The 23615-nt window shown below is 69.5% G+C and carries 24 protein-coding genes and 6 pseudogenes; 8 read left to right on the forward strand and 22 right to left on the reverse strand.

The features are described from left to right. Positions 1-66 precede the first annotated feature (66 nt). The 3 genes from J1C73_RS09780 to J1C73_RS09790 form a co-directional block, all read right to left on the reverse strand. On the reverse strand, positions 67-1689 hold the full coding sequence (locus J1C73_RS09780; protein WP_372446669.1) for an MFS transporter: 1623 nt from the start codon (positions 1687-1689) through the stop codon (positions 67-69). A gap of 199 nt (positions 1690-1888) precedes the next feature. Continuing rightward, positions 1889-2458 carry a GNAT family N-acetyltransferase gene (locus J1C73_RS09785; RefSeq protein ID WP_307797644.1) on the reverse strand — a complete coding sequence of 190 codons (570 nt, stop codon included), beginning with the start codon at positions 2456-2458 and terminating at the stop codon, positions 1889-1891. Between the two features lie 113 nt (positions 2459-2571). Continuing rightward, positions 2572-3414: a hypothetical protein gene (locus tag J1C73_RS09790; protein WP_207315988.1), complete on the reverse strand. Its 843-nt coding sequence runs from the start codon at positions 3412-3414 to the stop codon at positions 2572-2574. A 248-nt stretch (positions 3415-3662) separates the two neighbouring features. Here J1C73_RS09790 and J1C73_RS09795 point away from each other — a divergent pair, with 248 nt between their 5' ends. Next, the gene (locus J1C73_RS09795; RefSeq protein ID WP_207315989.1) at positions 3663-4220 is read left to right on the forward strand and encodes an excalibur calcium-binding domain-containing protein; all 558 of its coding nucleotides are present in this window, start codon (positions 3663-3665) and stop codon (positions 4218-4220) included. A 46-nt stretch (positions 4221-4266) separates the two neighbouring features. On the opposite strand, the gene J1C73_RS09800 is transcribed toward J1C73_RS09795, so the two are convergent. The 8 genes and pseudogenes from J1C73_RS09800 to J1C73_RS35655 all read right to left on the reverse strand — a co-directional run. Continuing rightward, the gene (locus J1C73_RS09800) at positions 4267-5118 is read right to left on the reverse strand and encodes an alpha/beta fold hydrolase (RefSeq protein ID WP_207315990.1); all 852 of its coding nucleotides are present in this window, start codon (positions 5116-5118) and stop codon (positions 4267-4269) included. Continuing rightward, positions 5115-5750 carry an alpha/beta hydrolase gene (locus J1C73_RS09805; protein ID WP_207315991.1) on the reverse strand — a complete coding sequence of 212 codons (636 nt, stop codon included), beginning with the start codon at positions 5748-5750 and terminating at the stop codon, positions 5115-5117. The genes J1C73_RS09800 and J1C73_RS09805 overlap by 4 nt, the downstream gene beginning before the upstream one ends. Before the next feature lie 109 nt (positions 5751-5859). Next, on the reverse strand, positions 5860-6489 hold the full coding sequence (locus J1C73_RS09810) for a TetR/AcrR family transcriptional regulator (protein WP_207315992.1): 630 nt from the start codon (positions 6487-6489) through the stop codon (positions 5860-5862). 147 nt (positions 6490-6636) lie between these two features. Next, complete coding sequence (locus tag J1C73_RS09815; RefSeq protein WP_207315993.1) at positions 6637-6795, reverse strand: hypothetical protein; 159 nt, start codon at positions 6793-6795, stop codon at positions 6637-6639. Positions 6796-7001: 206 nt separating this feature from the next. Then, on the reverse strand, positions 7002-7826 hold the full coding sequence (locus tag J1C73_RS09820; protein WP_242643953.1) for a hypothetical protein: 825 nt from the start codon (positions 7824-7826) through the stop codon (positions 7002-7004). Between the two features lie 144 nt (positions 7827-7970). Continuing rightward, complete coding sequence (locus J1C73_RS09825; RefSeq protein ID WP_372446670.1) at positions 7971-8126, reverse strand: hypothetical protein; 156 nt, start codon at positions 8124-8126, stop codon at positions 7971-7973. Between the two features lie 114 nt (positions 8127-8240). Next, a complete protein-coding gene (locus J1C73_RS35650; protein ID WP_307797651.1) occupies positions 8241-8630 on the reverse strand; it encodes a hypothetical protein in 390 nt (129 codons plus the stop codon). A 97-nt stretch (positions 8631-8727) separates the two neighbouring features. Next, a pseudogene (locus J1C73_RS35655) lies at positions 8728-9018 on the reverse strand (hypothetical protein); the annotation flags it as partial. A 282-nt stretch (positions 9019-9300) separates the two neighbouring features. On the opposite strand from J1C73_RS35655, the gene ppk2 reads away from it, so the two are divergent. Next, positions 9301-10128, forward strand: coding sequence for a polyphosphate kinase 2 (gene ppk2 / locus J1C73_RS09835; protein ID WP_207315994.1), 828 nt, complete (start codon positions 9301-9303; stop codon positions 10126-10128). Positions 10129-10141: 13 nt separating this feature from the next. On the opposite strand, the gene J1C73_RS09840 is transcribed toward ppk2, so the two are convergent. Then, entirely contained in the window at positions 10142-11014 is an 873-nt protein-coding gene (locus J1C73_RS09840; protein ID WP_207316002.1) for a universal stress protein, read from the reverse strand. A 444-nt stretch (positions 11015-11458) separates the two neighbouring features. Here J1C73_RS09840 and J1C73_RS09845 point away from each other — a divergent pair, with 444 nt between their 5' ends. Further along, on the forward strand, positions 11459-11920 hold the full coding sequence (locus J1C73_RS09845; protein ID WP_207315995.1) for a cyclic nucleotide-binding domain-containing protein: 462 nt from the start codon (positions 11459-11461) through the stop codon (positions 11918-11920). Between the two features lie 47 nt (positions 11921-11967). Beyond that, positions 11968-12617: pseudogene (locus tag J1C73_RS09850) on the forward strand (CBS domain-containing protein). On the opposite strand, the gene J1C73_RS35660 reads toward J1C73_RS09850, so the two are convergent. The 4 genes and pseudogenes from J1C73_RS35660 to J1C73_RS35670 form a co-directional block, all read right to left on the reverse strand. After that, the gene (locus J1C73_RS35660) at positions 12598-13056 is read right to left on the reverse strand and encodes a universal stress protein (protein ID WP_307797645.1); all 459 of its coding nucleotides are present in this window, start codon (positions 13054-13056) and stop codon (positions 12598-12600) included. The pseudogene J1C73_RS09850 and the gene J1C73_RS35660 overlap by 20 nt on opposite strands. After that, the gene (locus tag J1C73_RS35665; protein WP_307797646.1) at positions 13029-13373 is read right to left on the reverse strand and encodes a putative universal stress family protein; all 345 of its coding nucleotides are present in this window, start codon (positions 13371-13373) and stop codon (positions 13029-13031) included. Before J1C73_RS35665 ends, J1C73_RS35660 begins: the two co-directional genes overlap by 28 nt. Next, positions 13373-13939: a universal stress protein gene (locus tag J1C73_RS34670; RefSeq protein WP_307797647.1), complete on the reverse strand. Its 567-nt coding sequence runs from the start codon at positions 13937-13939 to the stop codon at positions 13373-13375. Before J1C73_RS34670 ends, J1C73_RS35665 begins: the two co-directional genes overlap by 1 nt. A gap of 124 nt (positions 13940-14063) precedes the next feature. Then, positions 14064-14489: pseudogene (locus J1C73_RS35670) on the reverse strand (universal stress protein); the annotation flags it as partial. 91 nt (positions 14490-14580) lie between these two features. Between J1C73_RS35670 and J1C73_RS09870 the strand changes: the two are divergent. The 4 genes and pseudogenes from J1C73_RS09870 to J1C73_RS09885 all read left to right on the forward strand — a co-directional run bounded on the left by J1C73_RS09870 (position 14581) and on the right by J1C73_RS09885 (position 17901). Next, positions 14581-15531 (forward strand): CBS domain-containing protein, encoded by a 951-nt coding sequence (locus tag J1C73_RS09870; RefSeq protein ID WP_307797648.1) that lies wholly within the window; start codon positions 14581-14583, stop codon positions 15529-15531. A 181-nt stretch (positions 15532-15712) separates the two neighbouring features. Further along, positions 15713-16304: pseudogene (locus J1C73_RS35930) on the forward strand (CBS domain-containing protein); the annotation flags it as partial. Between the two features lie 25 nt (positions 16305-16329). After that, entirely contained in the window at positions 16330-16962 is a 633-nt protein-coding gene (locus J1C73_RS09880; protein WP_207315996.1) for a CBS domain-containing protein, read from the forward strand. Between the two features lie 63 nt (positions 16963-17025). Next, positions 17026-17901 carry a universal stress protein gene (locus J1C73_RS09885; RefSeq protein ID WP_207315997.1) on the forward strand — a complete coding sequence of 292 codons (876 nt, stop codon included), beginning with the start codon at positions 17026-17028 and terminating at the stop codon, positions 17899-17901. Here the strand turns inward: J1C73_RS09885 and ppsA are convergent. The 6 genes and pseudogenes from ppsA to J1C73_RS09905 all read right to left on the reverse strand — a co-directional run. Then, a complete protein-coding gene (ppsA, locus tag J1C73_RS09890; protein ID WP_307797649.1) occupies positions 17885-19729 on the reverse strand; it encodes a phosphoenolpyruvate synthase in 1845 nt (614 codons plus the stop codon). The genes J1C73_RS09885 and ppsA overlap by 17 nt on opposite strands. 31 nt (positions 19730-19760) lie before the next feature. After that, positions 19761-19976 (reverse strand): annotated as a pseudogene (locus J1C73_RS35450) (PEP/pyruvate-binding domain-containing protein); the annotation flags it as partial. Next, positions 19889-20455: a PEP/pyruvate-binding domain-containing protein gene (locus tag J1C73_RS35685; protein ID WP_307797650.1), complete on the reverse strand. Its 567-nt coding sequence runs from the start codon at positions 20453-20455 to the stop codon at positions 19889-19891. The gene J1C73_RS35685 and the pseudogene J1C73_RS35450, both read right to left, overlap by 88 nt. Before the next feature lie 218 nt (positions 20456-20673). Further along, positions 20674-21702 (reverse strand): zinc-binding alcohol dehydrogenase family protein, encoded by a 1029-nt coding sequence (locus J1C73_RS09895; protein WP_207315998.1) that lies wholly within the window; start codon positions 21700-21702, stop codon positions 20674-20676. A 227-nt stretch (positions 21703-21929) separates the two neighbouring features. Beyond that, positions 21930-22956: pseudogene (locus tag J1C73_RS09900) on the reverse strand (glycosyl hydrolase family 65 domain-containing protein); the annotation flags it as partial. A 63-nt stretch (positions 22957-23019) separates the two neighbouring features. Further along, positions 23020-23615: recombinase family protein (locus J1C73_RS09905; RefSeq protein WP_207315999.1), on the reverse strand; the 596-nt coding region annotated here is incomplete at its 5' end.

The raw sequence follows: 23615 nt of genomic DNA on the forward strand, positions 1-23615 counted from the left end.
GTTCGTCGAACATGGGCACGGTCGCCTGGCTCGCCGAGCGTGATCACGCCAGGGCCCCTCGGTCGCTCAACCCGCCGTGCCGCCCACGGAGGTCTGGCCGCCGCCGCTGCCGGGCCGCTCCCCGCCGCTCTTCTCCGTCTGGGAGAGGGGCCTGGCGATGTCCTCCAAGGAGCGCTGCTCGGCGTTGACCGCGAGAAAGGCAGCGACGACGCCTGCCGCGCACATCAGTCCCGCGCCGATGCAGAAGGCGAGGGCCGTATCGCCGGGGACGCCCGATTCGGTGAGTTGGGCGAAGATGAGCGGGCCGCTGATCCCGCCGACCGCCGTACCGATCGCGTAGAAGAAGGCGATGGCCATGGCCCTGGTCTCCATGGGGAAGACCTCAGAGACCGTCAGATAGGCGCTGCTTGCCCCGGCCGAGGCGAAGAACAGCACGACGCACCAGCACGCGGTGAGGGTGTTGGCCGTGAGCGAGCCCCGGTCGAAGAGCCAGGCGGTGATGAACAGCAGGATGCCCGGCACGATGTACGTTCCGGCGATCATGACGCGCCGCCCGATCGTGTCGAACAGCTTGCCGAGCGCAAGTGGGCCGACGAAGTTGCCGGCCGCGATCACCGCGAAGTAGTAGCCGGTGTGGCCGCTCTTGACGTCGTAGAACGTGGTGAGGATCGCGCCGAAACCGAAGGTGATCGCGTTGTAGAGGAAGGCCTGGCCGATGAAGAGGGACAGTCCGAGCACCGCGCGCTTGCGATAGCTGTGGAAAACGGTCTTCGCGATGAGACCGAAGCCGATGCTCTTGCGCTCGTGGATCGTGATCTCACCGGCCGGGGGCGGCAGCTTCTCGTATTTCTCCTTCTCGATCTCCCGCTCGACGGAGCCGACGAGCTTGTCGGCGTCCTCGCCGTGGCCGTGGATGAACTGCCACCGCGGGCTCTCCGGCACGTGCCTCCGTACGAGCAGGATCACGAGGCCCAGGACGACACCGAGAGCGAAGGTGAGCCGCCAGCCGAGGTTCTTGGGGAAGTAGTCCGTGTTCAGCATGACGACCGACAGCAGCGCCCCGCCGACGGCGCCCAGCCAGTAGCTGCCGTTGATGATGAGGTCGACCCGGCCCCGGTACTTCGACGGGATCAGCTCGTCGATCGCCGAGTTGATGGCCGCGTACTCCCCGCCGATACCGAAACCCGTGAGGAAGCGGAAGAGGAAGAACCACCACGCGCTGAAGGACAGACCCGTCATCGCGGTCGCGGCGAGGTAGACCGCAAGCGTCACCATGAACAGCTTCTTGCGGCCGAACCGGTCGGTGAGCCAGCCGAAGAACAGCGCGCCCAAGCAGGCCCCCGCCACGTAGAGGGCTGCGGCAAGGCCCGTGACCTGCGCAGACGTGATGGCCAGCCCTGAACCCTCCTCCGACAGACGGCCCGCGATGTTGCCGACCGTCGTCACTTCGAGGCCGTCCAGGATCCACACCGTGCCGAGGCCGACGACGATCATCCAGTGCCAGCGCGACCACGGCAGCCGGTCCAGCCGGGCCGGTACGGCCGTCGTGATGAGGCCAAGCCCAGAATCACCCGGCGCCGCGACCTCGCCGTCCCGGTCGCTCCCCGGGCCCCGGCTGCCACCCGGCCCGCCTCCACCCGCACCCTGCTCCGTGTCTTCGGGCTCCTCCGATGCGGCGGGGGTTGTCACGGCGGATACCTCCTGGTCGGGGCGGGCGCACACTGCGGGACCGCTGAGAATCCAATATCCGCCAGGTGCCCGGGCGCCGGCGCCGTACACGCGGTGACGCTCGCCCAGTTGACGAGAACGAGGTCGTTCACCGGGGATCCCGGGCGTCGGCAGGCCCTGGACTGCGGGAAGGGTTGCCCGGTGCCACACCACCGGGCGATCAGGGCCGGAGGGTGCCGGGAGCGGACGGCACCGGACGGTTCAGCCGCCAGACCACTTCGATCCCACTGCCTGCGGGGGCCGCGGGCGGTGTCGCTCGTTCGCGCCGGACTTCGGTGAAGCCCAGCCGGCGCGGTACGGCGGCGCTGGAGGTGTTGGCCGAGTCGTGCGCGATTTCGAGATACCGCACAGCCGGCAGGGTGAACATCTCGGCGGCCAGGGCCGCCGTCGCTCGTGTCGCGATGCCCTGGCCGGTGGCGGCAGGGTGCAGCCAGTACCCCATGAGCCGGCCGTTCGGTTCAGCCCCGCGATAGGTCTGGCACATGCCGACGAGCGCGCCGTCCTTGGTGATGGCGTAGTTGTACACGTCACCGTTGGCCCACTTCGACGCGGACTTGGCGAGGAAGTCCCGGGTGTGTTCCTCGCTGTGACCGGCCACCCAGGGTTCCCAAGGGCGCAGGTGGTCGAGTGACTCCTCAATCAGTTCGTGGGCCGCAGCGAAGTCGTCCTGTGCCCGCCAGCGTCGCAGGGTGACGTCTCCGAACTCGATGATGGGCCTCGGTCGCTCCATGGCAGCCATGATTGTCCGTGGACGAGCTCGCCGCAGCTACATGCTCCGGCCGGCGTGACACCGTTTCGGCGAGTGGGGCCCTCCTGCCGCTCCACCGGCCTCCTGCCCGGCGCTCATCGCTGCCGCTCCTCGTGACGGCTGTGGGGATCACTGCCGGTGGCGTGCACCGTTGCGATGACGCCGTCGGGGAACCGCTCATTGCGCAGCAGGATCCACGTGTTCCCGTGGCCGTCCTCGATGGCCGCCTCCGCCGTGCGGTGCCAGTGCGGAAGGACGTTGTCGCTCAGGTGAGTCGCGAGTCGCTGCGCGATGTCGTCGATGTTGTCGCGCGTGACCTTCAGGCCGAGGGTGTGCCGGGCGTACAGGTTGAGGGCCTTCCCGCCGATGGGCACCGGGATGTGCCTGGACAGGGCTTCACGCTTCCACGCCGCCGTACCGCCGGAGCCGCTGATGCGCGAGGTGACACCCGTCCGGTACTGGGCCCAGGTGCGTTCCGCGTGACGGGTGCAATATCGCAGGACGTGACTGCGGTTCGCGCTGATGACCAGGCCGTACCCGTGCTTGCGGAAGTAGATCCGCCACGTCCCGGTGCTGCTTCGTTCGGTGGCGGCCTGCTCGGAGATGAGGTCTTCGAGGAGGGAGCGGATCTGCGTCTCGGCGATCTGTGGCGTGACCGCGTGCACTCTGCCGTACGTCGCGACGGCACCGGGGGTGACGTCGATCTCGTACGCCTCGTCGGAGTCCATGCCGAGAGCGCCGGGTGTCCAGGTGTCGGGCCCCCACCGCCACTCGGAGCGGCGCGGCCCGGTGGCGTTGCGGGTCACGGCGGGCGTCACGGTCGTGTAGCCGTCGCACCGGCCGCACCATCCGTCCGCGCGGGTGGTGGTGTTGGAGCAGGGCGTGCCGTCGGCGCTGTAGCGGGGGCACGGGCGCCGGGGCGGTGCTGGAGTGATCAATCACCTCTCCTGTTCGGTTGTTGTCGCTGGTGGTCCTGGGCCGCTGTCGCCCCGTTGAGGGTAGGCCGCGGACGCCCGTTCGGCGTCGAGTTCGCGAGGCCGTCCCACGCGGGCGTCGCGTCCGTTCAGTGACGCACACACCTCTCGTCCACCATTTGGTCACAAATTCATCACCAATGGAATGTATGGCTCACACCGGCCCGTACGTCCTCGCTACGGTCATGCCCGACGCATCACTTGGGGGACCCATGTCGCACAATCCGCCGCCGCAGCAGCCGCCTTGGGGCCAGCCGCCCCAGCCCACCGGGCCCAACCCGTATGTGCCTCCGGCGCCTTCCGGGGGCAGGCCGGGCTGGACGAGGAAGCGGATCATCATTCCCGCGGCGGTCGTCCTGTTCTTCATCGGCCTTGGCATCGGCGCCTCCGACGACGGCACCAGGACGGAGAAGGCCGCCGACGCGAAAGCCGCACCTGCGGCAACCGTCACGGCGACGGCGACGGAATCGGCCGAGCCCCTGCCCGCCGTCACAGAGACCGTCACCGCCGACCCGGAGCCGGTCCCGACCGTCACGAAGACGAAGACCGTCAAGGTCACCGTCGCGCCCGGCTCCGGTACCTCCGGCGGGTCGGGAACCTCCGGCGGCTCAGGGTCGGACGGAGGCTCAGGGTCGGACGGAGGCTCCGGGTCGGCGTACTACGCCAACTGCACCGCTGTCCGCGCAGCCGGCGCCGCACCCATTCACGCCGGGGAACCCGGCTACGGGCGGCATCTCGACCGCGACGGGGACGGGGTCGCCTGCGAGTAGGCGTTCCGCCCGCGACCGGCGGGTGACACCGTCATCGGCGCGTGCGTCACCGGCGGCGCGCGGGCACGAACTCCCGGATCGCCAGGGCCAGCCGCTCCGGCTGGTCCAGCGGGACGAGCGTGCGGCTGTCGGCGATCTCGGCCGGCCGCCCCTGCGGGAGGAGCGCCGCGAGGCGTCTGCCGTGCTCGGGCGGCATCACGCGGTCCCCGGCCGCCCAGACGACGAGTGCGGGCCGGTCGAAGGACCGCAGCGTCCCGGCCGCCTCGGCCAGTCTGCGGGCATCCGCGTCCGCCGCCTGCAGCGTCCGGACCGCATCGCGGCGGATGCCCTGCCGGGTCATGACGGGCCGCGTCCACCGGCGGGTGGCCGCGTCGCCCCGCTTGGTCAGCCACCCGAACGCGATCGGGAGGCGGCGGACCGCCCGCAACCGCATCTGCTGCATGAACAGTCCGAAGAGACGCGGCGACAGCCGGCCGGCGAGCGCGAGAGTCGTACCCGTCACCCGTGCCGGGTAGTTGTCGAACGCCTCACAGGAGACCAGCACCACCCGCCCCACCCGGGCGGCGCGGTCGCCGTCACCGATCAGCAGTTGGACGAGGGCCCCGCCGGTATCGTTGCCGACGAGCGTGACGTCCCGCAGGTCCAGGCGGTCGAGGAATTCGGCGACCAGCCGGGCCGCCCCGAGGAGCGAGAGATCGGCGTCCGCGCGCATCGCGTGAAGATGCGCGCCCAGGGGCAGCGTCGGCGCCAGGCAGCGGTGGCCGGCGGACAGCCCGGCGACCGTCCCGTCCCACAAGGACGCGTCCATCATCAGCCCATGGAGCAGGACCACCGTCGGGCCGTCGCCGCCGGTGTCCTCGTAGGCGACCGTCCCGGCCGACAGTTCGATCTCCTTCATGACCGGCGTACCGATGATGCGTCCGCGGCGGCGGGCCGTTTCGCGGGTGCCGGGTCGGGCAGGTGCCGGCGCAGGAAGGACAACTCGCCCGCGAGCGGCGCCGGCACGGGGCGGCGGTCCAGGAGAGCGCCTGCCGCGTCCCGCAGGACGGTGCCGGTGAGCCGCAGCATCGCGAGCGGGCTCCGGTGGCGCGTCACGTTGCGGGAGGCGGCCGGCCCGTCGGCGTTGGGCGTCTGGGCGGCGGCGGCCGCCAGGTGGGGATTGCGGGCCGCCACACGCAGGACGTGGCCGCCGGACAGGGTGAAGCCCCAGACCGCGATCCGCGCCGGAGCGACGTCCGGCAGGGTCGCGGCGAAGGAGACCACCGACTGCCAGTCGGCGAGTTGGTCCTTGATGCGCACGGTCTGGCGCGGCCGGCCACCGCTCTCGCCGGGGCGCCGGCAGGCGAAGGCGAGAACCGTGAACCCCGCCTCGTGGAAGCGCGCGGCGAACGGATCGGTGCCCGGCTCCTTGGTCACCCCGCCGCCGGCCATGGTCACGCAGCCGCCGTTCGTTCCCGGGGAGTGCCAGGCCGCGCATTCGGTGCCGTCGGCGGCGAATCGGACCTTCTGGCGTTCTGCGGACGTGCGCATGACGACCTCCGACTGGGCGGGATTCACCCCTCCCAAAAGTGAACCATGTGGTTCACATCGTGTCCATCGCTCGCCCGGCCCCGCCCTGCGGCCCGCCTGGCGAGCGCGGTCACTCCTCGGCGGCCTCCTCGCGCTCCAGCGCGCGCACCAGGGCCTCGAACCCGGCGGCGACCCCGGCGGTGTCGCCGCTGGTCCGGGCGTCCACCAGGAAGCCGCGGAGCGTCGCGAGGACCATCTCGGCGACCTCCAGCCTGCGACGCGCGGACCAGTGCTCCGGGCAGACCGACAGCAGAGTGGGCAGGTACTGCTGGGAGGCCTCGCGGCCGAGTGCGGCATAGCGTTCGGAGTCGTACATCGCCAGGCCGATGGCCTGATCGAGCACCGCCGCCTCCTCGCCCACCAGGATGGGCCAGATCGCGCGCACCCAGTCCCCCAGTGACCGGCGGACCTCTCCCTCGGTCGCGGCAGCCAGCGCCTTCGCGATGCGGCGCCGGCGCAGCTGGACGACGGCCTGCACGAGCAGGTCGTCGGCTCCGTCGAAGTGGTAGAGGAGCACCTTGTGCGTGGCGCCGGCCGCACGTGCGGCGCGCCGCAGCGAGAAGTCCACGATTCCGTTGGCCGCGAGGTCCTCGGTGACCCGGTCGAGCAGTTCGCGGCGCCGGGCCTCACCTCGCGGCGACCCCGTCGATCGCCGGTAGCCCGCTCGTTGCGGTGAGCCCTCGTCGCCAGAGATGTTCATGCCGACAGCTTCCCTGATGCGCCGCGCACGCACAGCCGAGGTCCGCGCGGGGCGACTGGAGGCCACGGGGCGGGCGCCCGGTACCGGACTGCCCCCGTGCCCGCCGGAGCGGGAACGGGGGCAGTCCGGACCTCGGCCGGGGTTCCGTCACTCGGTCTCGACGAAGGGCGGAAGATCGGGTTCGACGAACAGCCCCTGGTAGCACGGTGTCGGTACGGCCTCGACACGGCCCGGGGCCTCGGCCGCCGAGCCCGCCGCGCTCTCGTCCGAGCGCCGCTGAACCTGGCGGGTCGGGGTATCAGCCATCGGGTCTCCTGTACATCGCAGTTAGTGTGAGAGCCCCGTGGCCGGCCGGTCCGTGGACAGCGGCGACGACGGGGGTGTGGCATCGTCCCGGTCCCACACCCACCAGGGCACCGGTATCCGACGAGGCTTGCAGAGACTATCCGTTGCCGCCGGTCCGGCCGTCGGCACCGTCGCCGGTGCGCCCCGTGTTCGCCTTCACGGTCGCATCAGTAAGCGACGACCGCCCACACCAGCGCTGCCGCGACAGCCGCCGCGTAGCAGCCGACGGCGGCCCGCACGACGGACACGCGGGTGTGTGGGCTCCACGATGTCATGGCCAGGAGGCGTACCAGTACCGGAAGCACCAGGACGGCGTGGAGACTGACGCCGTGCAGGGGCTTGAGCGATGCCGTGGAGGCGTATCCGGCCAACTGATGCCCGGTGCGGGTGAGATACACGCCGCGCGCGATCATGGCCGCACCCGACAGCAGTCCGATGACGAGAATCGCGCAGCCCGCGCGCAGCGCGAGCGCCATGCCGGGCGGTCCGCCGGGCCGCCGGAGGAAGGCTGCGGCCGAGAGCATGCAGAGAATGACGACGAGCGCAGCCCCGCCGACGGCGAGCGTCATGGACACCCCTGTGTCGAACGGGGTCTCCATGTTGAAGTGGGACGGCACGTGCCGCCATGCCTGCACGGTGATTCCGGCGACCTCCAGCACGCAGTCCGCGGCGAACAGCCCCAGCAGCACGGTCCGGGTGCGGACACCGATCCGCAGGTACGCGGAGACCCATGCGATCGCGATGAGCGTCAGGCCGAAGGAGAGGCCGAAGGTGATGGGCTTGCGCCAGGACACCGGGCCGTCCCAGGACCCGCCGTCGACGAGGAGGACGACGAGATGCGCCAGTCCCGACGCGATGAGCACGGTCCCCGTCGCGTAGCAGAGCCCTTCGGCCGGACGTACGTCCCACAGGCCGCGCAAGGGCGTGGACGGGCCGGGGGCGTGGTTGCCCGCCCGTCCGGCCGGGGCTGTCGCTGTCGTCCGGTTCTCCATGGTGCGCAGGATCCCCCGGCACGCGTCCCGGCGTCGTCGTACGCCGGAAGGCAGTGACCGTACGCCGGGTGGAGTAGTGGCGGCTCCCGGAGCCGGCGAGCGCCCCGTGGAGCAGCGGCGCGGCTCACAGGCCCACGCACCGCCTCACCGGGCGCCGCGGTCCTCCTGCCACTGGGCGTACGGGACACGGGAGATCTCCCGTACGCCTCCGAAGGTGCCCCACTCGTCCTTGCCGAGCCGGGTCAGCGGGCGCAGCCTGGCGGCTTCCGGATGTGCGGTGCGAGATTTAGTGAAAGGCAACCAGGGGTCACTGTAGAAATCCAGGCGATCGGCAGGGGGCACAACCACTGCGGTCAGCAACCGCGAGCCCACGCGGCAGGGCGAGCACGCGCCGCAGCTTTCGGTGGCGGCGAACTACCAGATGTGCCGCAGCACGTCCTGCGGAGCCACGCGCTGGTCGAAGGCGACCAGTCCGGCATGCCCGAGTGCGGCGCCCCGAGCGGCGAGGTCGGTCTCGGTCAGCGGCACGTCCAGTGCGTCTGCGGCAAGGAAACCACCGAGCGGTCCACCGATCTGGAGCGCGGTCAACTCAGCCTCGTCCTTCAGGCCGGAGCCGAGTTCGGTGACGATCAGTTCCAGCGGGGTTCCGAGTTCGACTTCGTAGGCACCCGGACGGGCGAAGCGCTCGGACAGGCATACGAGTTTTGTCCCTGTCTCGGTGGAGGTCCCGCGCCGGGCGTAGGCTCGACCGCCCCGGGAGACGATCCAAGGGACGGCGGCCAGGGTCTCGACGTTGTTGACCACGGTCGGCGCATCCCACAGCCCGCGCTGGGTCGGGTACGGGGGGCGCGGTCGCGCGCACCCCCCGGTCCCCCTCCAAACTCGCGATCAGGGCGGTCTCCTCACCGGCGACATACGACCCGGCTCCCTCCACCACCTTGATGTCCAGGGCCGTGGTGGTGCCGTGGACGGACGGGCCGAAGTGCCCGTCGGCGTACGCCCGCGCGACCGCTTCCCGCACTCTCGTCAGTGCGCGCGGATACTCGGAACGCACCAGCACCAGCCCCCGGCGGGCCCCGCACGCGAAGCAGGCCAGAGCCAGGCCTTCCAGCACCCGCTCGACCGTGCGCGGTCGCAAGGTCCGCGTAGTAGCCGGCCGGTCCGAGCCCGGCTGCGGCAGGCAAGCCCACACGAGCGGCGACCGCCGGTGCTCACGCCTCGGGGCTGTCCGCCGTTCCTGCTCCGGCCTCCGCCAGCCTCTCGATCAGCCGGGCACCCGGCCGACCGCGTCGGCCTGCCAGAGCCCGAAACGCGTCGAAGCGGTCTGCCGAACCGACAGGAGCCATGCCTTCATCGTGGAGGCGGCGGGCCGTGGCCGCAATCCCGGCATGGGCGCTCACGTATGCGAGCGAGTCACAACAACAGCAGGGCGATCCATGTGGACGGAACACGGTCTCTTCCTTAGTGTCGTCCCATGTCGGACGAGAAGAGTTCGAGGGCACCGGGCAAGCTGCCACGCTCGCTGTACGAGCACGAGCTGTACCGGCTTCAGACCGAGCTGGTGAAGCTCCAGGAGTGGGTACGCGCCGAAGGCACACGACTCGTCGTGGTGTTCGAGGGACGGGACGCGGCGGGCAAGGGCAGCACCATCAAGCGCGTCACCGAACACCTCAATCCCCGAATGGCACGTATCGCAGCGCTCCCGCGGCCCACCGAGCGCGAGCGCGGCCAGTGGTACTTCCAACGCTATGTCGAGCACCTTCCGGCCCCGGGGGAAGTGGTCCTGTTCGACCGGAGCTGGTACAACCGCGCCGGCGTCGAGCGCGTCATGGGTTTCTGCACCATGGAGGAACACCAGCGGTTCCTGCGCCAGTGCCCGATCTTCGAGCGCATGCTGGTGGAGGACGGCATTCTGCTGCGCAAGTACTGGTTCTCGGTCAGTGACGCGGTGCAGGAGGAGCGATTCCGGCGCCGGCTGCAGGATCCCACCCGCCGGTGGAAACTCTCCCCGATGGATCTGGAATCGATCACCCGCTGGGAGGCCTATTCGCGGGCGAAGGACGAGATGTTCGTCCATACGGACATCTCGGAGGCTCCGTGGTACGTCGTCGAGAGCGACGACAAGCGCCGGGCCCGACTGAACATGATCGCCCATCTCCTGTCGACCGTGCCGTACGAGGCGGTCGCTCCGCCGGTGATCGAACTGCCTCCGCGGCCTCCGGCCACCGGGTACCAACGGCCGCCGAGAGACCTTCAGACGTACGTCCCCGACCACGCGTCACTGCTCGGGAAGGGAGACTAGGGCGCTCACGCGATCAGGCTGTGAGAGGTATGACGGCCACCGGACAGTCGGCGTGATGGAGCAGAGTAAGGGCAACTCGGCCGAGTTGGAGTCCGAGGTGGCCCTGGCGGCGATGCGCTCCGACGACGATCAGATCCGCCGCGGCCGAGCGCTGCACCAGTACCTTCGCGGCCGTTCCCTCCACCGCCGCCGAGTGCAACCGGACCGTCGGGGCTTCGCGTACGGTCTCCGCCGTCACTTCGTCGATCAGGGTCGCCGCACATTCCTTGTGGTACAGGTACTCACTGGCAGTACGCCGGGGATCGGCACGGTTGTGCGAGGGACAGCTCCAGGCTCGTACGGCATACAGTTCGCAGCCCCTCGCTCCGGCCTCGCGGAAGGCGAACCGAACCGCCGCCGATCCTCCCTCCGGTTCCCCGATGCCCACGAGGATCCGTCCGTGCGTGCCTTCGATTCCGACGCTGTCACCACGCACGACGATGACGGGGCACGGGGCCCGCGCGGCGACGGCCAGACCGACCGAGCCGAGCAGAAGCCCGGTGAACCCGCCACGGCCTCGATCCCCGGTGATCAGCGCCTCGGCGTTGCGGCCCTCGTGCAGCAGGGCGATCACCGCGTCCTCGGGCGTCGCCTCGGCAGAGATGTCGACATCCGGATGACGGCGCCGAACCCGCTCAGCGGCATCCTCGACGATACGGTCGGCGAGCGGCTGCTCGGAAGGCCTGCCCAGGCCGAGCGCGAGTGCGGCACCCTCGTACTGCTCCCACCCGAACGCGTACACCAGCCGCAGCGGCAGCCCATGGAGGGCTGCCTCGTCGGCAGCCCAGTCGGCCGCCCTCAGGCTGCTCTCCGATCCGTCCACGCCCGAGACCAGGGGCAGTTCCATCATCCCCACCGCCTTCCGCTCGCCCTGCTGGGGGAGAGTGCCTGTTCTCACGGTCGCACCGGAACGTATCGGGGGTGAGGGCCGGTTCGGCCCGGATGAGGAACGTTCGACCCTCTTCGTGGTCCGGCTGGACCGCACTACGCGACGTGCTTGTCGGCAGCGGTAAGACAGCAGCGGTAAGACAGGGGCCGGATGTGCTCGTCGCCGCCTCGGCGTCCGGTTGGCCCGCGAGGCGCCGGTGGCGATAGTGGAGGGCCGGGCGACGGCCCGGTCCGGTCTCGCGATCGGGCGAAAGTGGCGACTCAGTCGGCAGGGCCGCCAGGTATTCGGGAATCGCAGGGCCCGCCCGGGGCCGGACGGACCTGCGGCAAGGGCCGGACGACCCATGTCCGTGAACCGGCTGCCCGGCGATGCTGACACCAGAGACGACAGAGGAGGCCACCGATGAGCGGTTCTCCGACTCGCATCACGGCAGCCCTGCCCGCTCAGTACCGTGCCCGCCTGATGGGGACCGGACAAGAAATCAATTTCTCCCAGGGGGTCCGTCTCTTCCGAGAAGGGGATCACGCGGACCGCTTCTGGATACTGCGTTCGGGCACCGTCACGCTGGACATCCACGTCCCCGGCAGCGCCCCGGTAGCCATAGAGAGTCTCGGGTCCGGTGAACTGGTCGGCTGGGCCTGGCTGTTCAAGCCCTACATCTGGCACCTCGGGGCCGAGGCGATGACGCCTGTCCGTACCCATGAGTTCGACGCGGTGACCGTACGCATGATGATGGACGCGGATCCCGCCTTCGGTTCGGCCGTCGGCCATTGGGTCGGGCAAGTTCTCACCCACCGCTTGCAGGCCACCCGGATCCGTCTGCTCGATCTCTACGCCCCTCATGGCAGCGGCGGGTTCGTGTGAGTATGCCGTCGTGCCGCCACTCAGGAGTCACGCCCGAGGAGCACCCCATGGCTGCATCCCCGTACACCGTCAGCGACGTCATGACCCACACGGCCGTGGCCATCGGCCGCGAGGCCTCGTACAAGGAAATCGTCGAGCTGATGCATCAGTGGAAAGTCAGCGCCGTGCCGATCCTGGAAGGCGAGGGCCGCGTCGTCGGGGTCGTGTCCGAGGCGGACCTGTTGCCGAAGGAGGAGTTCCGGCAGGAAGACCCGAAGCTGCCTGGTCAACTCGAGGAGGCGTCCAAAGCCGACGCCGTACTGGCCGGGGATCTGATGTCGAGTCCGGCCGTCACCGTCCATCCCGACGCCACACTCGCCGAGGCCGCCCGCATCATGGCGCGAAAGCGAGTGAAACGGCTGCCCGTCGTGAACGATCTCGGCCTGCTGGAGGGCGTCGTGAGCCGCAGCGATCTGCTCAAGGTGTTCCTGCGCCCGGACGAGGAGATCGAGGAGGAGATCCGATCCGCCGTGCTCGCCGAGTTGTCTCCCCCGGACCGGGTGGAATTCACTGTGCTGGACGGTGTCGTCACTGTTCAGGGGCCTCTCCGGGACCGTTCTCAGGTCCCGCTCCTGGCCCGGGCCATTCGCGCGTCGAAGGCGTCGTGGACGTCCGCATGGAGGTCGTCACGACGGGATTCACACGAGGGGAACCGTGATCACCGGGCAGTGCGCCCGGTGCAACAACCCGTGGACGACGGAGCCGAGCCGCATGCCCTCGTAGCCGCCACGGCCGCGGCGGCCCACGACGACGGCCAGGGCGTGCTCCGCCGCCCCGGCAAGCTCCTCCACCGGATGTCCGGTCGGTACCTCGTGGGTCACGTGCACATCTGGGTACCTCGGTGACCAGCCCGCCATCGTCTCGGAGAGCATGCGTGTCTGAGCCTGCACGGCGTCCTTTCCGTCGTGGAGCATGAACACGGGCGGCTGCCACACCGAAACGGCACGGAGCGCTGCTCCGCGGAGGTCTGCCTCCTCGAACGCCAGCCCCACAACCACCACGGGGCAGCGCGCCTGGGCCGTGACGGGAACGACGAGGGAGCCGGCGCTGAAGTACTCCGCGGTACGGCTCAGATGGCGGGATCCGAGAACGACCATGCGGGCCCTCGCGGACAGCCCCCGATCACGGCAGCCGGGAAACCGTCGAGCAGATCAGTGACCGGCCGCAGCTGCGGATGGTGCGCCCGGACCCAGGCGGCTCCCTCCCGAAGAGCGTCCGCCCCGGTTCGGAGCATCGCCTTCCTGCCCGGGCGGTCTTCACCCGCGCGCCGGTCGTGCGATGGAGGTACGGCTACGACGAGCCTGAGGTCCAGCCCGCGCCGACGCGCCTCGTCGGCCGCCCAGGCCAACGCGAGGTGCTGGTTTCTGGCCGGGTCGATACCCATGACCAGCTCATGGCGTTCGTCGGTACCCATCACGAATCGCTCCCCTGCCCGGAACCACGCCGCGGAATGAGCTGCACGGGGCAGTGGGCGTGGTGCAGAAGGCTGTGCGTCGCCCACCCGAGGGTGGGGCCGATGTAGCCGGGCGCCCGTCGCCCGCCCATCACCAGCAGATCCACCTGGCGCGATGCCTCCACCAGCACCCCGGCTACGTTCAGGCTCTTCGCGGCTTCCACCCGAACGTTCAGGGCCGGGAATACGTCGCGGATCCGGTCCGTCACGGCGTTCAGGTGGTGGAGGTTCTCGCCTGCGATGGCTTCGACGTCGTCGAGCATGGTCACGGCGAGTCCGGCGGATCCGAGAATGTGCCACACGTGCAGGAGCCTCAGCGAGGCCTTGTGCATCTCGGCTTCGCGCGCCGCGTAGCGAGCGCATTCGGCACCATGCTCGTCACGGACCGCGGCGAGCACCACGCCGCTCTCCTCCCCCTCGTCTGTGCCTCTGACTACGACGACGGGTGTCGTGGCGTCGGCAGCGATCTTCAGACCGACAGAGCCGAGCATGAGGTTCTTGAACCCTCCCAGGCCGCGGTTGCCCACCACGACATTGCCGCGCAGGCCGACGGCCCGGCGCAGGCTGGGGACGGCTGCGCCCGCCGCTGAACTCCGTGCTGACGTGCAGACCGGAATGCCGTTCGGCGATGGCCGCGGCAGTCTCCCGCAGCAGTTCGTGGCCCGCCCCGTGGACGCGCTCGATGTTCTCTCCCGAGAGGCGGAGAACCCGGCTGTCCGTGTCAGTCGCGTGGACGATGCGCAGTGTGCTGCCACGGCATGCGGCCTCGGCCGCTGCCCACAGAGCCGCCCGGCGGGCCGGCGCGGAGCCGTCGACGCCGACGACGACGGGTCCCAGTTCCGGGCCTCGGTGACGTCTTTCATGGTCGCTCCTCACCGAGGCCGCTGAAGGTACGGCTCTCACACTGGCACCGCTCGCCGCTGCGGGACGAGGGCCGCTCAGGTCCGCCCGGGGACCGATGGACCCTTGTCGGGCGGGTCCTGCCTGCCGCGCGTTCCCGGACGCCGGAGCCAGGTCCAACCGGTCCCGGCCATGCCCCGTTCGGCCCTCCTGCCCCCGTGCGGCCCGAAGAATCATGGATACCGAACAACCACCGGCATCGCGTCCGGGCGGATCGCTGTGGGACGGCAGGGGGTGTCACCATGAAGCACATCCGAGTGGGGACCTGATGACCGACGACGTCGTATCGGTCATCTCGCTTACCTCCTTCAAAGAGGTCGCGAAGCTGCTCGCCCAGCGCGACATCAGTGGACTGCCGAGGCTTCCGGTCGTGGACGACGAGGACAGGCTTGTAGGCATCGTCACCCGCCGGGACCTGCTGTGTCTCTTCCTTCGACACGGGCGGGCATCCCGTCACCGGTCGTGGGCGGTGTCCCGTACGACGTGGCGTCCCCACGACCGACGCCCACGAAAGGGAGATCGGATCATGATGCACCGCTCTGTAGCCGAGGTCATGACCCGGGATGTGGCCACGGCCAGCCCCGAAGCATCACTCAAGACGGTCGCCTGGAGTCTTGCCTACAACGATGTCTCGGCCCTGCCCGTCGTGGACACTCACCGTCACCCCATCGGCATCGTCTCGGAGGCGGACCTGCTCCGCAGACAGGCGGGCCTGCCGGAAGCGGAGGGCCGCGACCAACTGCGCGGAACGGCGGCCGTGAACCACCGCACCATGGACGCACGCACCGCCGCTGATCTCATGTCCGTTCCCGTGCTTATGGCCCGGCCCTCGTGGGGTCTCGTCGAGACAGCGCGCTTCCTGAACCAGCGAGGTGTCAAACGCCTTCCGGTGGTCGATGACACCGGCACGCTCGTGGGCATTGTCAGCCGCTCGGATCTGCTGCGCCCCATGCTCCGCCACGACGACGCCATACGCGAGGAGATCATCGACGAAGTGCTGGGCCGCACCCTCCGGATGACACCGGGAGGTGTGGCAGTGACCGTTCAGGAAGGGGTCGTCAGTCTGAGCGGCACGGTGGAGGAACGTTCAACCATTCCGGTCATCGAACTTCTGTGCCTCTCCGTCGACGGTGTCGTCAGTGTCGACCAGTCCCTGGGATACGCCGTGGACGATCTGCCGCCGGAGCCTGATCCCGCGCATGACGCCGGCACCCTTTGAGCGTTCACGTCGTGCGGCGAAGCCCGCACCTTCTCCCATGGCCTCCGGCCACCTTCGCGAAGCACCGCTCGCGCCACTCCAACAGGGCCGAGCAGTCCCCGGCAGACCCCGGACGGTCCTACCGCCGGGCGTCGACGACGCCGACGATCGGAGAAGCGGGGCCCATATTCCTGGAGGGACCATGAAGCATCTGCGTACCGTCGGCGACGTGATGGCGCATGCTGTCATCACGGTCAACCGCGGAGCGCCGTTCAAGGACATCGTGGAGGCCATGCAGCAATGGCGGATCAGTGCGCTGCCCGTCGTGTCGGACGAGGGACGAGTCGTCGGCGTGGTCTCCGAAGCGGACCTTCTGCTCAAGGCACAGGGTGGAGACGAGTCCCGCGCCGTCACCGCCGGTCAGCTGATGACCGTCCCCGCTGTGACGGTGTCCCGGAGGTCGAGTATCGCCGGGGCCGCCCGGCTGATGGCCCGCGGCCATCTGAAGAGGCTGCCGGTCGTCGACGACGACGGACGTCTCGGGGGCGTGGTCAGTCGAGGTGATCTAACTCAAGATCTACCTGCGTCCGGACGAGGACATCGCCGAGGAACTGCGCGAACTGATCATGACTCAGCTGATTCCTGCGGGCTCCGCGAGCGTGTACGTCGATGTGTCAGACGGCATCGTCCGTCTCAGCGGCACCGTCCCCGACCCGTCACTCGGTGACGTGCTGGTGCGTGTCGCACACACGGTGCCGGGAGTCGTGGACGTCTCAGCCCGGTTGGAGTCCGAAGTTCCCACGCGAATGGAGGGCCATGATGAGGCATCGCAGCGTCTCCGACCTCATGACGCCCACGGCCGTCAGCGTTCAGCGCGGCACCACGTTCAAGGAGATCGCCCGGCTCCTCGACGAGTTCGGCATCACAGCCGTGCCCGTCGTGGACGAGAACGGATGCCCCGTGGGCGTAGTCTCCGAGGCCGACCTGCTTCGCCGGCACTACACCGGTAACACCGCCGTAGATCTCATGAGTCGGCCGGCGATCACTGCGGCTCCCGAATGGAGCGCTGTCCGTGCCGCCCGTGTCATGGAGCGGCACAAGATCAAGAGACTCCCTGTCATCGGCAACGAAGGCCGGCTGATCGGGGTCCTGAGCCGAAGCGACCTTCTGCAACTCTTCCTGCGCAGGGATCACGCTATCCAGGAGGAGATTCTCGAAGACGTCCTGACGCACACGCTGCGGATCAGTCCCTCTTCCCTGACCGTCGACGTCGCCGACGGTGTCGTGACCCTCAGCGGCGGTGTGACCCGGCACAGCCTCGTCCCCGTCGTCCTGCGTCTGTGCCGGAGCGTCGACGGAGTCGTGGAGGTGATCGACCGGCTCGAATGTGAGAAGACCGACGTGCCCGACGGTGTGCGAATCGACACCCCACACCAACAGAAGAAGGACTGACACGCCGACGCGTTCGCGAGTTCTTCACTGACCCGAAGCAGCCTCTGTCCGAGGAGGACCATCATGAACCGGCGTATTGTCGTCGGACTCGACGGATCCGCAGAGAGTGTCGCGGCGGCTCATTGGGCCGCACGCGAGGCGCTCATTCGCGGTGAGCCTCTCCACCTCGTCCATGCCGAAATATGGTCGCCGCCCCACGTCGGCCCCTCAGCCGGTTCCGAAGGGCGCCGCCGAGGGGCTCGGACCCTTCTTCGTAAAGCTTCCGACGAACTGCTGGACAAGCACCCGCGACTGGATGTCAGCGCCGAATCATGTGACGGACAGCCGGCCGCCTCACTAGCCCATGCCGCAGAGGGCGCCAGCATGCTGGTGCTCGGCTCCCGAGGACTGGGCACGCTCAAGGGTTTCGTCCTCGGTTCCGTCGGCATGGCCGTCATCCTCGCCGTGGAACAGCCCGTTGTGCTGGTACGCGCGAGCGAGGACGCGCTGCGGCACGCGCAGGGGCGGCACCTGGACCGCAACGTGGTCGTGGGTGTCGACACAGGTCGTCCGTGCGAAGCCCTGCTCTCCTTCGCGTTCGACGAGGCATCACGGCTGGGTTGCACACTCCATGCGCTGCACACCTGGATGCTGCCGCCCCTGGCCGGGTCCGGGGCCGCGTACAACCCGGAAGTCAACGCCCAGATTGCCCGGAGCAAGCAAATCGGCCTGGAGAAAATGCTGCGTCCCTGGCAGGACATGTACCCGGCTGTCGGCCTCGAAGCGGAGGTGATGGTCGGCCCCGTGTCCGAGCAACTCCTAGAGGCAGGTTCCGGTGCAGATCTGATTGTCGTCGGCCGTCGCGTCCGCCGGTCCTCGATCGGCACGCACATCGGCCCGGTCGCTCACGCGGTCCTCCATCACTCCAGCGCACCCGTCGCCGTCATCGCTCACGAGTGACGACATCCTCCGGCCAGGTCCCGGACGGGGCCGGCCGGTTCTCCGTGTGCGTGTCCCGTTCGGCAGCCACCACATGCTGCTTGACTGCGGCGAAGCTGTCCGGTGCCACCGAGATCGAGTCGATGCCGGTACTTACCAGGAATTCCGTGAAGGCTGGGTCGTCGCTGGGGCGCTGACCACACAGGCCTACTGAGCGGCCGACGGAATGGGCGCGCAGTACGAGCAGACGAATACTCCTCATGACTGCGGGGTCGGTCTCGACGAAGACATGGGCAAGGGTTTCGGTATCGCGGTCGACGCCCAGGGTGAGCTGGGTCAGGTCGTTGCTCCCTATGGAGAAGCCGTCGAAGCGCCGGGCGAATTCCTCGGCCAGGATGATGTTGGAGGGGATCTCCGCCATGACGTAGACCTTCAGACCGTGCTCGCCCCTGCGCAGTCCCTGCTCCGCCATCACGTCCAGAACCCGGTCGGCCTCTTCCGGATTGCGGCAGAAGGGAATCATGACGATGACGTTCGTCAGCCCCATCTCGTCGCGGACCCGGCGCAGCGCCCGGCATTCCAGGGCGAAGCCTTCGCGGTAGTCGTCGCTGTAGTAGCGGCTGGCACCACGCCAGCCGCTCATCGGATTCGCCTCGACCGGTTCGAATGCCCGTCCGCCAAGCAGACGCGCGTACTCGTTGGTCTTGAAGTCGCTGGTCCGCACTACTACCGGGTCGGGCCACCGGGATGCGGCGACGCGCGCCACTCCGTGGGCCAGCCGGTCGACGAAGTACTGGGCGCGGTCGAGGTGGCCCTCGGTGAGCTGTTCGATCGCGCAGCGGTCGGGGCGGTCCAGTCGCTCGGGGTGCAGCAGTGCCATGGGGTGAGCCTTGACCTGGTGGGCGACGATGAACTCCAGGCGTGCGAGCCCGACGCCGTCGGCGGGCAGGCGCCACCATCGGAAGGCGGCGGACGGGTCGGCGAGGTTGAGCATCACGCGGGTCCGGGTGGCGGGGATCTCGCTGAGGTCGGTCTCTTGCTCCTCGTAGGCCAGCAGCCCCGCGTACACCCGGCCACGGGACCCCTCGGCGCACGAGACGGTGGCCTTCTGGCCGTTGCGCAGCACCTTGGTTGCATGTCCGGTGCCGACAACGGCCGGGACACCGAGTTCGCGGCTGACGATGGCGGCGTGCGAGGTCCGGCCGCCGTGGTCGGTGACGATGGCGGAGGCCTGCTTCATGACGGGTTCCCAGTCGGGGTCGGTGATGCCCGTGACGAGCACACCGCCAGTCGGGAAGCGGTCGAGGTCCACCGGCGAGTCGAGGACGACGGCCGGGCCCGAGCCGATGGCCTCGCCGACCGCTGTGCCCTCGATGAGGCTCTGCTGCGGCGTGGCGGTCAGGCGGCAGCGGCGCAGTGTCGTCGTGCGGCGGCGGGACTGTACGGTCTCGGTGCGGGCCTGCACGATCGCCAGTTCCCCTGTCAGGCCGTCCTTGGCCCATTCCAGGTCCATGGGGCACCCATAGTGTGCCTCGACTGTCATCGCCCATTCGGCCAGTTGACGGACCTCCGTGCCTGCCGGGACATATCGCGAGCGCTCCTCGCCGGTCGTATCGACGCTCCGGGTCTGTCCGTGCTGCCCGTAGACCGCTTTCTTCCGCTTCGCTCCAATCCGTACATCGATCACGGGATTCAGTGCCGGGTCCTTGAGGCTCGGCTTGAAGACCGTGTGCTCGTCGGGGTCGACCTGACCACTGACGACGGTTTCCCCCAGGCCCCACGCCGCGCTGACCACGATGACCTCGGGAAATCCGCTCTCGGGGTCGAGCGTGAAAAATGACTCCCGCACCTGCGAGATCGCAGCGGACCATGATCTGGACGCCGACGGAAAGAGCCACCGCGAGGTGGTCGAAGCCCATCCGTTCCCGGTAGTCGATCGCGCGGTCGGTGAACAGGGAGGCGTAGCAACGGCGGCAGGACAGCAACAGCTGGGCAGGCCCGCGTACGTTCAGGTAGGCCTCCTGCTGGCCGGCGAAGCTCGCCTGAGGCAGGTCCTCGGCGGTGGCACTGCTTCGCACGGCGACCTCGGGATCTTCCCGGCCCTGGTCGCTCGCGAGCCGCTCGTACGCGGAGACGATCTCGGTCCGTAGCCCGAACTGCAGCGGCTCCGGATCATCGAACGGATCGCCGCTCCCACCTCGTCCAGGGCGACCCCGTCGTGCAACCGATCGATCTGCTCCTCGATCCGTGCACGCAACCCGTGGCCGTCAAGCAGCTCCTCGTACGCGTCAGCCGTCGTCGCGAACCCCGGGGGCACACGCACACCCGCAGCTGCCAGATGTGCGGTCATTTCCCCCAGTGAGGCGTTCTTGCCACCGACAAGGCCGACATCCTGCCGACCGAATTCCGCGAACGGAGCGACACGTCGAGTGGTTGTCATGATGTCCTCCGCGGTAAGTGCGGTGGGTGCGGGCTTCAGTAGGGCAGGGGCCGGCCGGAGGGGGGTACGCAGATCCTGTTGCGCATGGCCGCGTGGCCGCCCCGGTCTGGTGGTCCTGACTCGGATGCGTCGCATCGTCGTCACCTCTTCGGGAGGCGGAGTCCGTACAAAGCGTCCGACATCCACGGTTGCTTCCCAGGAGGTCAGTGCCGAGGGGGCCAGGAGCAGGGCCGAGCGGGTCGTACCGAAGGGGGGCCGATCGACCTATGGCCGACGAATCCGGATCCCTCTGCCCTTGCGGACGGCGGCGCGGGGTACTGCGGGACAGGGTGACTGCGCGGCTGAAACGAGGCTCAACCGGGGACAAGGACGGCGGCGCCGCTGACCCGGTCGGCCGCCAGGTCCGTCAGGGCCTGGTCGGCGCGGCTCAGCGGATACGGGCTCAAGGTGACCCGGATACCGATCCGTGCGGCCGTGTCCAGGAAGTCACGGCCGTCCTGCCGGGTGTTCGAAGTGACGCTGCGCAGATCGCGTTCCTCGAAGAGGTGGCGCCGGTAATTGAGCACGGGAATGTCGGTGAGGTGAATGCCCGCGACGGCGAGTGTTCCCGAACGGTCCAGCGCCTCCAGCGCCACGGGCACCAAATTACCGACCGGTGCGAACAAGATCGCCGAATCCAGTGGTTCGGGTGGGCGGTCGTAAGCCTCGCCCACAGAGGAGGCGCCCAGGTCGAGGGCGAGTTCACGGGCCCGTGCCGAACGGGTCAGCACGTGCACAGTCGCTCCTTCGGCCAGGGCGACCTGCGCCGCCAGATGAGCTGAGGCCCCGAAGCCATAGATCCCGAGCCTGCCGCCCGGCGGCAGGGCACTACGGCGCAGGGCCCGGTAGCCGATGATCCCGGCGCACAGCAGCGGCGCCAGCGCCGCGGCGTCCCGGTCGTCCGGGAGCCGGTAGGCGTAGTCCGCCGGCACGACGGCAGTGTCGGCGAAACCACCGTCCGCGTCCCAGCCGGTGTAGAGGGAGGCCGGGCAGAGGTTCTCACAGCCGGCCCGGCAGTAGCGGCAGCGGCCGCAGGTGCTGCGCAGCCACGCCCCACCGGCCCGGTCACCGACCCGGAACCCCTGGACGGACTCACCGACTGCGGCCACCCGGCCGACGATCTCATGACCGGGAACGGTCGACGCCCGATGCGGGCTCAGGTCGCCCTCGGCAAGGTGCAGGTCAGTGCGGCACACCCCGCACGCCTCCACCGCGAGCAACAGTTCACCGGACCCCGGCGAAGGCATCGCCCGCCGCACACGCACCAGCGGGCCGTCCCCGACCGGACCAGGGCTCCCCACGGCCCACCCTGTCAGCGTTTCCGAAGCCGGCATGCGCACCATGCCTCCAGCCTCGCGCCGACCGGCAGCTCCGGCAAACGCTCACCGTGGAAGCAATTCGGCCGGACTGCGCAGCCATGGCGCCGATGTGGTCGTGGCCGACCCCGGCGAGCTGTTGGCCCCCGGAAGGGACTGAGAACCGCGGCCCCTACTCGATCGCAGGCCCAGGGCCGTTGGAACAATCCGGTCGGTCCGGCGGACCGCGCCGGGCCTGCCGGGAGACAGCGCATGGGCAGGCGGAACCAGTGCTGCTCCCCCGCGGCCACGGTCACCCGCCGCTCGCCGGACAGGCACACGGTCAGTGGGGCAGCCTGCTGCGAGCGGGGCACGTGGATCCCCAGTCGGCCCGGCAGCAGCCGGACACGGATGCCGCTGTGCCCGCGGTAGCAGAACGTGAACGTGCAGCGCGGCATCTCCCTGAGCGGAATGGGATCGACACGGAGCCCGTCCGGACCTGCCTCCAGCTCTGCGACGCCCCGTTCGACGAGATCGAGGGTGCCGACCATGGCACCGAGGTGGATGCCTTCGCCTGTGGTGCCGCCCTGGACGTCCGCCACATCGCTGAGCAGGGCTTCCTCGCAGTACCGCCAGGCGTCCGGACCTCCCTCCCACGCGAGCACCCAGCCGTGCACCAGGCTGCTGAGGGTCGAGCCATGACTGGTGCGCTCCAGGTAGTAGACGACCGTCGCACGCCACATCTCGTCATCGAGCCGGTATCCGAGACGGTCGAACAGGGACCGCAGCTCGGTCGGGCGGAAGGGATAGCCGAGCATGAGGGTGTCGGCCTGCTTGGGACGCCTGATAGCGATTGACCGTGTCTCCCTCGGACTCCAGGATCCGGTCGAGCCGGCGGATGTCGCAGTACCGGGCGCGGTAGGCGTCCCAGTCCAGTTCGGCCAGTTCGCCATAGCCCTCGAACTGGCTGATGACCCCGCCGTGGAACGGCACGTACAGCCGACGGGAGATGTCCTCCCAGCGGCTCAGCGTCCCGTCGTCCAGACCGAGCCGCTCGGCCAGCTCCCGTCGACGTGCCTCGGGAAGCCCGCCGAACACCTCAAGCGCACGTGCGAGCGCCCAGGCCGCGGTCACATTGGTGTACGCGTTGTCGTCGATCCCGGGAGCGGCGGCCCCGGGATAGGCGTCGTGGTACTCGTCCGGGCCCATCACACCGCGGATGCGGTAGCGCTCGCGGTCGGCGTCGTAGGTGGCCGCGGCGCCCCAGTAGCCGGCGATGTCGAGCAGCAGCTCCGCCCCCTGCCCCTGGACCGGCCCCGGGGAACAACGGAACAGCGGTTGGCGCTAAGCGATTGATCTTGCTGGTTACTCGGCCTCGGTGGGCTGGAGGACCTGGTCTTGGAGGCGCTGTCGGAGGTCGGCTTCCTCCAGAGTGAGCGGATCGTCCGGGCGCCGGATGCGTACTCGGCGGGGACGCGGGATGCCGTCGACGTCCTGGAGGTCGGCGAAGTCGGCGTGCGCCGCCTCGACGGCCTCGGGGTAGGCCTCCTTCTTCTCGTGCTCGGCGAGCGCGCGGTAGATGCTGGCGACGCTGGGGGCCTGGCCCTTGCGCTTGCCGGTGGGGATGATCAGGTCGGGCTGGATCTGCTCGACCGACTCGCCGTTCGCTCGGCGCCGCAGCACGGTGTGCAGCATGTCCTCGGTGATGACAGGTGGCCGGCCGCCGTGCTTGCCCTTGCGGGCCGCCGCGTCGAGCCCTTCGAGGGTCGACTCCCGGATGTTCTCCCGCTCGGTCTCCGCCATCGCCGCGAAGAACGCGAACAGCAGACGGCCCGGCCCGCTCGGGTCGTACATCCCGGGCAGGGGTCCGGCGAGCATTTCGAGGACCAGGCCGTGGGCGGTGAGGTGGTCGGCGAGTGCGGTGAGTTCGGCGGCGTCGCGGCCCAGGCGCTTCATCTCGT

The organism is Streptomyces laculatispora (genome assembly GCF_017353455.1).
In the GTDB taxonomy this organism is placed as follows: Bacteria; Actinomycetota; Actinomycetes; order Streptomycetales; family Streptomycetaceae; genus Streptomyces; species Streptomyces laculatispora.

What these genes read in the sequence shown, in the direction of transcription:
- J1C73_RS09785 (WP_307797644.1), bottom strand. Translation starts at nt 2,458, where the DNA reads ATGGAGCGACCGAGGCCCATCATCGAGTTCGGAGACGTCACCCTGCGA.
- J1C73_RS09795 (WP_207315989.1), top strand. Translation starts at nt 3,663, where the DNA reads ATGTCGCACAATCCGCCGCCGCAGCAGCCGCCTTGGGGCCAGCCGCCC.
- J1C73_RS09800 (WP_207315990.1), bottom strand. Translation starts at nt 5,118, where the DNA reads ATGAAGGAGATCGAACTGTCGGCCGGGACGGTCGCCTACGAGGACACC.
- J1C73_RS09805 (WP_207315991.1), bottom strand. Translation starts at nt 5,750, where the DNA reads ATGCGCACGTCCGCAGAACGCCAGAAGGTCCGATTCGCCGCCGACGGC.
- J1C73_RS09810 (WP_207315992.1), bottom strand. Translation starts at nt 6,489, where the DNA reads ATGAACATCTCTGGCGACGAGGGCTCACCGCAACGAGCGGGCTACCGG.
- J1C73_RS09815 (WP_207315993.1), bottom strand. Translation starts at nt 6,795, where the DNA reads ATGGCTGATACCCCGACCCGCCAGGTTCAGCGGCGCTCGGACGAGAGC.
- J1C73_RS09820 (WP_242643953.1), bottom strand. Translation starts at nt 7,826, where the DNA reads ATGGAGAACCGGACGACAGCGACAGCCCCGGCCGGACGGGCGGGCAAC.
- ppk2 (WP_207315994.1), top strand. Translation starts at nt 9,301, where the DNA reads ATGTCGGACGAGAAGAGTTCGAGGGCACCGGGCAAGCTGCCACGCTCG.
- J1C73_RS09840 (WP_207316002.1), bottom strand. Translation starts at nt 11,014, where the DNA reads ATGGAACTGCCCCTGGTCTCGGGCGTGGACGGATCGGAGAGCAGCCTG.
- J1C73_RS09845 (WP_207315995.1), top strand. Translation starts at nt 11,459, where the DNA reads ATGAGCGGTTCTCCGACTCGCATCACGGCAGCCCTGCCCGCTCAGTAC.
- J1C73_RS35660 (WP_307797645.1), bottom strand. Translation starts at nt 13,056, where the DNA reads ATGGTCGTTCTCGGATCCCGCCATCTGAGCCGTACCGCGGAGTACTTC.
- J1C73_RS35665 (WP_307797646.1), bottom strand. Translation starts at nt 13,373, where the DNA reads ATGGGTACCGACGAACGCCATGAGCTGGTCATGGGTATCGACCCGGCC.
- J1C73_RS09870 (WP_307797648.1), top strand. Translation starts at nt 14,581, where the DNA reads ATGACCGACGACGTCGTATCGGTCATCTCGCTTACCTCCTTCAAAGAG.
- J1C73_RS09880 (WP_207315996.1), top strand. Translation starts at nt 16,330, where the DNA reads ATGAGGCATCGCAGCGTCTCCGACCTCATGACGCCCACGGCCGTCAGC.
- J1C73_RS09885 (WP_207315997.1), top strand. Translation starts at nt 17,026, where the DNA reads ATGAACCGGCGTATTGTCGTCGGACTCGACGGATCCGCAGAGAGTGTC.
- J1C73_RS35685 (WP_307797650.1), bottom strand. Translation starts at nt 20,455, where the DNA reads ATGCGACGCATCCGAGTCAGGACCACCAGACCGGGGCGGCCACGCGGC.
- J1C73_RS09895 (WP_207315998.1), bottom strand. Translation starts at nt 21,702, where the DNA reads ATGGTGCGCATGCCGGCTTCGGAAACGCTGACAGGGTGGGCCGTGGGG.